At 63.7% G+C, this 9,434-nt stretch carries 6 protein-coding genes; 5 read left to right on the top strand and 1 reads right to left on the bottom strand.

From position 1 onward, the window contains the following. The coding region (locus tag NKH49_RS25770; protein WP_352928463.1) for a complex I NDUFA9 subunit family protein at window positions 1–739 on the top strand (739 nt) is incomplete at its 5' end. A 21-nt stretch (window positions 740–760) separates the two neighbouring features. On the opposite strand, the gene NKH49_RS25765 is transcribed toward NKH49_RS25770, so the two are convergent. Continuing rightward, entirely contained in the window at window positions 761–2,134 is a 1,374-nt protein-coding gene (locus NKH49_RS25765; RefSeq protein WP_352928461.1) for a cytochrome P450, read from the bottom strand. A gap of 184 nt (window positions 2,135–2,318) precedes the next feature. Here NKH49_RS25765 and NKH49_RS25760 point away from each other — a divergent pair, with 184 nt between their 5' ends. From NKH49_RS25760 to NKH49_RS25745, 4 genes are all read left to right on the top strand, one after another. Next, complete coding sequence (locus tag NKH49_RS25760) at window positions 2,319–2,888, top strand: NADPH-dependent FMN reductase (RefSeq protein ID WP_352681479.1); 570 nt, start codon at window positions 2,319–2,321, stop codon at window positions 2,886–2,888. Between the two features lie 58 nt (window positions 2,889–2,946). Continuing rightward, window positions 2,947–5,613: a caspase family protein gene (locus NKH49_RS25755; protein WP_352928459.1), complete on the top strand. Its 2,667-nt coding sequence runs from the start codon at window positions 2,947–2,949 to the stop codon at window positions 5,611–5,613. 146 nt (window positions 5,614–5,759) lie between these two features. Then, window positions 5,760–8,231, top strand: a complete 2,472-nt coding sequence (gene gyrB, locus NKH49_RS25750) for a DNA topoisomerase (ATP-hydrolyzing) subunit B (RefSeq protein WP_352453677.1) — start codon at window positions 5,760–5,762, stop codon at window positions 8,229–8,231. 245 nt (window positions 8,232–8,476) lie between these two features. After that, a complete protein-coding gene (locus tag NKH49_RS25745) occupies window positions 8,477–9,394 on the top strand; it encodes a hypothetical protein (RefSeq protein ID WP_352501122.1) in 918 nt (305 codons plus the stop codon). The last annotated feature ends 40 nt before the right edge of the window (window positions 9,395–9,434 follow it).

The following is a 9,434-nucleotide window of genomic DNA, read 5'->3' as shown; positions in this document are numbered from 1 at the left end:
TGTCGTCAATCTGGTTGCGATCGCGCATGAGGCCGGCCGGCAGAAATTCACTGCCGTCCACGAATTCGGCGCGCGCGCTGTCGCTGAAGCGGCGCGCGCCGTCGGCGCCGGCCTCACCCACATCTCGGCTCTGGGAGCGGATCTCCACGCGCAATCGGACTACGCGCGTACCAAGGCGCTCGGCGAAAAGGCCGTTCTGGAGACGGTCCAAGACGCCGTGATCTTGCGGCCATCGATCAATTTCGGGCCAGAGGACGGTTTCTTCAACCGCTTTGCCAACATGGCCCGCTTTTCCCCGGTGCTGCCGCTGATCGGCGGCGGGCAGACGAAATTCCAGCCGGTCTATGTCGGCGACGTCGCCGAAGCGGTGGCGCATTCGGTCGACGGCAAGGTCCAGGGCGGCCGGATATATGAACTCGGCGGGCCGCAAGTGCTTACCTTCAAGGAATGCATGCAACAGCTGCTTATCATCATCGAACGCAAGCGGTTTTTGCTGCCCGTGCCATGGTGGCTGGCGAACCTCCAGGCATCAATTCTCGGGCTGTTGCCCAATCCGTTGTTGACCAAGGACCAGGTCCTGCTGTTGCGCCAGCACAATGTCGTGTCGGAAGCCGCCGTCAAGGACAACCGGACGCTCGCCGGCCTCGGGATCCAGCCACGGTCGATCGGAACCATCCTGCCCAGCTATCTCTGGCGCTACCGCGCCGCCGGCCAGTTCCAACGCAAGTCCGCCGCATAATACGAACGGACGTCCGGTTGCCTACGAGGCGCGCCGGGTGACCTGCATCGGCAGGCCGCCTTGCGGCTGCGTCGTCAGCTTCTGCACCGGCCAGGGGCGGGTTTCCGCGGTGGCGTCGAAACGGTAGCGCGACAGCATGATCGCCAACGCGATGATTGCCTCCTGCATGGCGAAGCTGGCGCCGATGCAGACGCGGGGGCCGGCGCCGAACGGCAAATACTGGAAACGATCGATCTTTTCGCGGCTTCCCGGATGGAAGCGTTCCGGCATGAAAGCGTCCGGCCGGTCCCACAATTTCCGATGGCGGTGGACGACCCACGGCATCAACAGCACCGCAGCACGTCGCGGTATGTAGAGGCCGTTCCAGGTTTCGGGCTCGATCGGTTCGCGGTTGATCGACGGCGCCGGCGGATAGAGCCTGAGCGCCTCGTCGAAGGCGGCGCGGGTGAGCGGCATGGCGTCGAGCCATTTCGTCGGGTCGGGCTCACGCGCCAACACCGCATCGATCTCGTGCTCGATCTTTTCGCGCTCCCACGGCGCTTCGGCAAGGCAGTAGAGCGTCCAGCCGAGCGCCCTGGCCGTAGTCTCGTGGCCGGCACCGATGAAGGTGATGATGTTGTCCTCGACCTCGGCCCGGGTCAGCCCGCCCGGTCCCTCAGCCTTCAACAGCAGCGTGAGAAAATCCTGCGGCACGGTGTCCGGAGCGCGCCTCAGCCGCGCCTCGCGCATCTGCACCGTGTCGGTGACGATCTTGCGGAAGTAGGCCATGGTCTTGCGGCCGCGGATGCGGGTCAGGCGCGGCAGCCAGTCGGGCGCACGCAAAAGGTCGAGCGGATCGACCCGGCCCATCGTCTCGAACAGGCGATCGATCTCCTTGGCGAAGCTACCGGGCTCGCCCGATATCTCGCCCGAAAACAGCGTCTCGGCCAGGATATCGAAGGTGAGCAGCGTCATGTCGTGGGCGATATCCGACGTGCCACCTTGCTCGTAACGGGTGACGAATTCGAGCGTGCGTTTCAGCATCGGCTCGGCGAAGCCGAAGATGTGGCGCGGCGTGAACACCGGCGCCATCGCCTTGCGCGAACGCCGCCACACTTCGCCCTCGGCGGTCAGCAGCCCGTCGCGCAAGATCGGCCGCAGGATCAACTGGCGCACCGTGGCCATCTTGTAGTTCTTGGCGTTGTCGACAAGCACATGGCGGATGAGGCCGGGATCGTTGGCGATGACCAGCGGTCCCCCGACGCCGTTCACCGAAATCCAGGGCTCGTTGTAGGTCGCCTCACCCCACAGTTCGAGCGGATTGCGGTAGACGATGCGGATCATCTCCAGCGTTGAAGGCGGCGCGGTGCGCGGCTTCGGCGCCGGCGGGACGAAGGGGACGGGCTGACTGTCCATGGCTTGCTCCGCTGACACCTCAATGTAGTGGCGGGCAAGGCAGGCGTCCATGTGACTGGACGACAAGGCGAAGCATCCGCTCTCTGGAATGTGACCGGGGCACCGGAAAGTGCCTGCTTGCTGTGTCGGGCTGCGTGTCTTAGGTGGCAGCACCACAGATGCCACTAACCGGCGGGAGCCTGCCTTGAAGCACCAGTTGAACGTCATCATCGGCAGCACGCGGCCGGGCCGCGCCGGACCCGCTTTCGCAAAGTGGCTGGAGAGCTTTGCGCGCGAGCATGGCAAATTCGAGCCGGTGCTCACTGACATCGCCGCATTCAACCTGCCGGTGCTGGACGAGCCGCATCATCCGAGACTCGGCAAATACGAAAACAGCCACACGAAAGCCTGGTCGAAAGCAATCGACGCAGCCGACGCATTCGTCTTCGTGGCGCCGGAGTACAATTATTTCACCGCTCCCGCGATCGTCAACGCGGTCGACTACCTGCTCAGGGAATGGCGATACAAGCCGGCCGCCATCCTCAGCTACGGCGGTGTCTCCGGCGGTTTGCGAGCGGCGCAGGCGGTCAAACCGTTGCTGACCGCCGTCGGTGTCATGCCGATTCCGGAAGGCGTGGCGCTGCCGATGTACCAGAAGCTGCTCGACGAGACCGGCGCCTTCCTGCCCAGCGAGCAGGTGCTCGGCGGGGCCAGGACCATGCTGGACGAGCTGTTCCGCTGGAGCGAAGCGCTGAGGCCGATGCGCGCCAGCTAACAACGCGAACGGCCGAACTGGCCGATGCCATAACTTGCTCATGCCATAAAGAGATGGAATGCTCCGGCAAATGACCGGGCCGGGGCGGTTCGATTTGCGTTTTCTGTTTGCCTTGCTGCTGATCCTCTCGACGGCCTCCGCTGCAATGGCGGAGCGGCGCGCTGCGCTGGTCATCGCCGAGAACGACTACCGGCTGATCCGGCCGCTCGCCAATCCCGTCAATGACGGCGAGATCATGGAAACGGTGCTGAGGAAGCTCGGTTTCGAGGTCTTCCTCGAAACCAACCGCGACCTGCGGCGCATGCGCCGGGCGCTTGACGATTTCCGCGAGGATGCCAAAGGCGCCGACGTGGCACTGGTGTTCTTCTCCGGCCACGGCGTCGAGATAGCCGGCGAGAATCGGCTCCTGCCGGTCGATGCAGACGCGTCGTCGCTCGCTACGCTGGAAAGGACCAGCCTGCCGCTGGAGGAGATCCGCGCGACCGTCGCCGCCACCAGCAAGGTCGGACTGATCGTGCTCGATGCCTGCCGCAGCGATCCGTTTGCGGCTACGGGCGGCGAAGGCCGCGGCGCAACGGCGCTGGTAAAAGAGGTCAGCGACAAGGTCCGGCCGGGTCTTGGCCGCATCGGGCGGGCAGAAAACATTCTGTTTGCTTTCTCGGCGGCGCCCGGCGAGACCGCCGCGGATGGGACCGGCCAGAATTCGCCGTTCACCGCGGCGTTGACGAAATATCTCGGCACCGAAGGTCTCGAGATCCGCTCCGTGCTGACGCTCGTGCAGCAGGAGGTCTACGACCTCTCGCGCGGTAAGCAATTGCCCTATGTCGAGAGCGGCCTGCCGCAGCTGTTCTTTGCCGCCTCGGCCAAGGAGAAATTGCCGGAACGCGAACGCCTGTTGCTGGCCATGGCCGAGGTGACGCCTCAGATGCGCGGCGAAGTGGAGAAGATCGCCAGCGACGCCGACATGCCGCTGGCACCGCTCTATGGCGCGTTGATCAGTTCCGATGCCGGCCACCTCTCCGCGGACAGTCTGAACGCCAGGCTGCGTGAGGCAGCCGACGCCTTCGTCAAGGTGCGGAGCGAAATGCAGACGCTTGGATCCGACGATCTCAGAGTGTCGGCGTTGCGCCGGCAGGCCGAAGAGCAGCTTTCGCTGGGAGCGTTCGATGCGGCGCGGAAAAAGCTCGCCGAGGCAGCCGAGATCGACAGTGTCTCTCGCAACGCTTTGAAGGCCAATTTCGTCAGCCGCACGCTCTCCGAGGCCGCAACGCGCTATTTGTCCGGCGGGGCGGCGCGCGCCGACCTCGACTACGCCACAGCCATCAAGGACTATGAGTCCGTGCTCGCGCTTTATGGCGAAGCCGGACAGGTGGTGCTGTCGCTCGACGATGCCGACCGCTTGATCCGCACGCTGGACGAGCTCGGCAAGCTCTATACCACGATCGGCAATATCGATGCGGCCGGCCGCGCGTTCGAGGCGCTGCAAGCCGATCTTGAGCGGCGGTCGCATCATGAAACCGATCCCAACGTGAAGCGCGACTTCGCCGTCAGCCACGTCAAGCTCGGCAACGTGCGGATTGCGCAAGGCAATCTGCCGACAGCGCTGCAGAATTATGAGACGGCCAAGACCATTCTGCAGGGCCTGACCGAGGCAGAACCGGCTAATCTGGAGTGGTTCGGCGACCTCGCCATGGCCGACGACAAGATCGGCAACGTATTGGCGACGCAAGGCGATCTGGCCGGCGCCGCAGAGGTCTACCAGGAAAGCCTGTCGATCAAGAAGCAGCTCGCCGCCGGAGAGCCGGACCGTGCCGAACTGCAGCGCGACCTGACCATCACCTACGATGAGATCGGTCACCTTGCCCATATCGCAGGCCAACTGGACAACGCACAGGCGGCCTATGAAGAGAGCCTGAAGGTGCGGCTGGCGCTGGCGGCGGACAAACCGGGAGACGCCGACCGGCAGCGTGACGTCTCGGTCAGCCACGATACGATAGGCGACCTGCTGCGCGAACGCGGCGACGCCGCCGGGGCGCTGGCGGCCTACAAGGAAGGTCTGGCGATCGTCAAGCAACTGGCGAAACGCGATCCGGACGACACCGAGTTGAAGCGCGACCTGTCGGTCGGCAACGCCAAGATCGGCAATGCGCTGAGCGACCAGCAGAATTGGCCGGCGGCACTTTCGGCTTATCGTGAGGCACTTTCGCAGGCCAGCGCGCTCGCCGCCGGCGACCCGAACAACACCGAATGGCAGCGCGACCTTTCCGTGTGCATCGAGAAAGTCGCCGGCGTCCTGGCGATACAGGGCGACCACAAAGGCGCGCTGAAAGCCTATCTGGACAGCTACGCGATTGCGCAGAGGCTGGCCAAGCTCGATCCCGCCAATTCCGACTGGCAGCGGGACTTGTCGATAACGCTGTCCGAAGTCGCCACGCTGCGCCTCAGGCAGCGCGACGTCAGGGGCGCCCGGCAAGCCCTTCAGGACAGTCTGGCCATTCGCGAGAAACTTGCCCGGTCCGATCCGGACAACGCCACCTGGCAGCGCGACCTGGTGGTCGCCTATATCGACTACGCCCAAGTCGCAAAGGACCCGAAGGCTGTGCTTTCCAAGGCGCTCGACATGACGCTCGAGCTCGACCCGAGCGGGCGGTTGGCACCGCGCCACAAGTTCATGATCAAGTTTTTACGTGAGCGGCTGGCCAGGATCGAAGCCAGGCGCCGATAGCCTGCTCACGCGATGGTCATTCCGTTCCGAAATGCCTGCAAACCTTGGAAAAACCGCCTTTTGCGCCTATATCTACGACATTAGAAATGCGCGATTCGAAGCCGATTTTTCGCGCTCTGCACACGGCATCAATCAGACAGGTTTTCATGAGCGACCAGACCGACATCGCCAACGGCGTTGAAGCCGAATACGGCGCCGATTCCATCAAGGTTTTGAAGGGCTTGGATGCCGTTCGCAAGCGGCCGGGCATGTATATCGGCGATACCGACGACGGCTCGGGCCTGCACCACATGGTCTATGAGGTGGTCGACAACGCCATCGACGAAGCACTGGCCGGCCATGCCGACCTGGTGACGGTGACGCTCAATCCGGACGGATCGGTGACGGTCATCGACAATGGCCGCGGCATTCCGACCGATATCCACACCGGCGAAGGCATTTCAGCGGCCGAAGTGATCATGACGCAGCTGCATGCCGGCGGCAAGTTCGACCAGAACTCCTACAAGGTCTCAGGCGGCCTGCACGGCGTCGGCGTGTCGGTCGTCAACGCCCTGTCGGCCTGGCTGAAACTGAAGATCCGCCGCAACGGCCAGATCTACGAGATGAGTTTCACGCATGGCAATGCCGACGCGCCGCTGCGGATCACCGGCAGTTATGAACAAGACAAGGTCCCCGGCACCTATGAAGGGCGCAGCGGCAGCGAAATCACGTTTTTGCCGTCGTCCGAGACGTTCACCATGGTCGAATTCGACTACGGTACGCTGGAGCATCGGCTGCGCGAGCTCGCCTTCCTGAACTCCGGCGTGCGCATCGTTTTGACCGATGCCCGCCATGCCGACATCGTGCGCCATGAACTGCACTACGATGGCGGGCTGGAAGAGTTCGTCCGATATCTCGACCGGACGAAGAAGCCGTTGCTCGACAAGCCGATCTCGATCCGCGCCGAGCGCGACGGCATCACGGTCGAAGTCGCCATGTGGTGGAACGACAGCTACCACGAGAACGTGCTGGCCTTCACCAACAACATCCCGCAACGCGACGGCGGCACGCATCTGGCAGGCTTCCGCGGTGCGCTGACGCGCCAGATAACCGGTTATGGCGACTCCTCGGGCCTGACCAAGAAGGAAAAAGTGGCGCTGATCGGCGATGATTGCCGCGAAGGGCTGACCGCGGTGCTGTCGGTCAAGGTTCCCGACCCGAAATTCTCCTCGCAGACCAAGGACAAGCTGGTGTCGTCCGAGGTCCGCCCGGTGGTCGAAGGGCTTGTCAACGAAGCGCTCGGCACCTGGCTCGAGGAGCACCCGACCGAGGGCAAGGCGGTCATCGAGAAGGTCATCCAGGCCGCTGCCGCGCGCGAAGCCGCGCGCAAGGCACGCGACATCACCCGCAAGAGTTCGCTCGGCGTCACCTCGCTGCCCGGCAAGCTGGCTGATTGCCAGGAGCGCGATCCGGCGAAATCCGAGATCTTTATCGTCGAGGGCGACAGCGCCGGCGGCTCGGCCAAGGGCGGCCGTTCGCGCCAGAACCAGGCCATTCTTCCGCTGCGCGGCAAGATCCTCAATGTCGAGCGCGCCCGCTTCGACCGCATGCTCGGCTCCGACATGATCGGCACGCTGATCACCGCGCTCGGCACCTCGATCGGCAAGGACGAGTTCAACGCCGACAAGCTGCGCTACCACAAGATCATCCTGATGACCGACGCCGATGTCGACGGCGCCCACATCCGCACCTTGCTGCTGACCTTCTTCTTCCGGCAGATGCCGGAACTGATCGAACGCGGGCATCTCTACATCGCGCAGCCGCCGCTCTACAAGGTGACGCGCGGGAAGAGCTCGCAATACATCAAGGACGAAGCCGCCTTCGAGGAATTCCTGATCGGCTCCGGGCTGGAAGAAGCGTCGCTTGCGCTCAGCACAGGCGAGGTGCGGGCTGGACAGGACCTGCGCAGCGCCATCGACGACGCCTTGGCTGTCCGCCAGCTCATCAACGGATTGCACACGCGCTATAACAGAGGCGTGGTCGAGCAGGCAGCGATTGCCGGCGCGCTCAACCCGGAGATCTTCACCGACCTCCGCCGCGCCAACGAAACGGCCGAGCGTGTTGCCCGTCGTCTCGACATTATCGCCGAGGACACCGAGCGCGGCTGGATCGGCCGCATGTCGACCTCGAACGAGGGCATTGGCGGCTATGTCTTCGAGCGAACGGTGCGCAGCGTCAAGGAGTTCGCGCATCTCGACCTGGCATTGATCAATTCCGCCGACGCACGCCAGCTCGACCGCTATGCGCCGCGCCTGGCGGAAATCTACGGCGAGCCGCCGGTGCTGCGCCGCAAGGATGTCTCGGAAACCATTTCGGGGCCGCTGGCACTGCTCAATGCCGTGTTTGCCACCGGCCGCAAGGGCCTGACCATGCAGCGCTACAAGGGCCTTGGCGAAATGAACGCCGAGCAGCTCTGGGAAACGACGCTCGACCCGAATGTGCGCTCGCTGTTACAGGTCAAGGTCAATGACGCGACTGATGCGGACAGCTTGTTTTCACGGCTGATGGGCGACGAGGTCGAGCCAAGGCGCGAATTCATCCAGGAAAACGCGCTGTCGGTTGCCAATCTGGACATTTGAGTCGCCATCCAGATACCCAGCCAGCAGGCATGAAGTGTATTGGTGCGCCTTGGCGCACCAATACGACTGCTGCAACGCAACAAAGATCACCAGGACCGCCGGAACGGAAAGGCTTTCAAGGCATTGTAGTTGATCACAATCGCCGCAGGAGGCATCCATGGGACGTGGCATTTTGCTCTGGCTTCTCGGAGTCCCAATTCCGATCATTATTCTGATCATGCTGTTCGCACGGTAGGGAGGCTTCGATGCAGTCCACCGTAACAGCTGTCGACGTTTCCGCCCCGACGGAATCCGCTTCCACTGCTGTCAGCTGGGGGCCAATCGTCGCCGGCGCCTTTGCTGCGTCAACGCTTACCTTCATCTTGATGCTGCTCGGCTCCGGGCTTGGGCTGAGCATGGTGTCGCCATGGTCCGGCTCGGGTGCGTCAGTCACCACTTTCGCCGTTTCCACCGCCGTCTGGCTGATCGTCGTGCAGTGGCTGTCCTCGGCCCTGGGTGGCTACCTCGCCGGACGCCTGCGCACCAAATGGGTCGGCATCCACACCGATGAAGTCTTCTTCCGCGATACCGCTCACGGCTTCCTGGCCTGGGCGCTGGCGACGCTGCTCGTCGCCGGCGTGCTCGGCACGGCGCTTTCGGCCGCGATAGGTACCGGTGTCCAGGCTGCTTCGACTGTGGCATCGGGCGCGGCAATGGGCGCTTCGGCAGGTGCTGCTGCAAACGCGGGTAGCGCCTCGACTGACAACGCCACATCGTATTTCGTCGATACGCTGTTCCGCCCGGCCGATCCGGCAAGGCTCGCTGCCGCCAATCCGGAGAGCGACGCTGCGGCAACGGCGCAGGCATCGCGCATTCTAATCGCGAGTGCCGCAGCAGGCGAAATATCGGCCGACGACAAGACCTATCTATCGCGGCTGGTGGCCGCCCGCACAGGCCTGTCCGAAGCGGATGCCACCGCTCGCGTCGATACGGTAATCGCCAGAGCGCAGGACGCCAAGGTCAAGGCCCAGCAGGCGGCCGACACCGCCAGAAAGGCAGGCGCGACCTTCTCGTTGATTGGCGCGCTGTCGCTGGTCGTCGGGGCCTTCATTGCCAGCGCGGCTGCAGCACTTGGCGGCAGGCAGCGCGACGACGAGGAAGCGATTTTCCTGACCAATCGTTGATCGGTGACTAAGCGAACTCGGTCCGCTTCGGGAAGATTAC

This window comes from Mesorhizobium sp. M1088 (genome assembly GCF_040318575.1).
GTDB lineage: Bacteria > Pseudomonadota > Alphaproteobacteria > Rhizobiales > Rhizobiaceae > Mesorhizobium.
The sequence above is the reverse complement of the archived record's forward strand: the minus strand, read 5'-3'. Positions and strand labels throughout refer to the sequence as shown.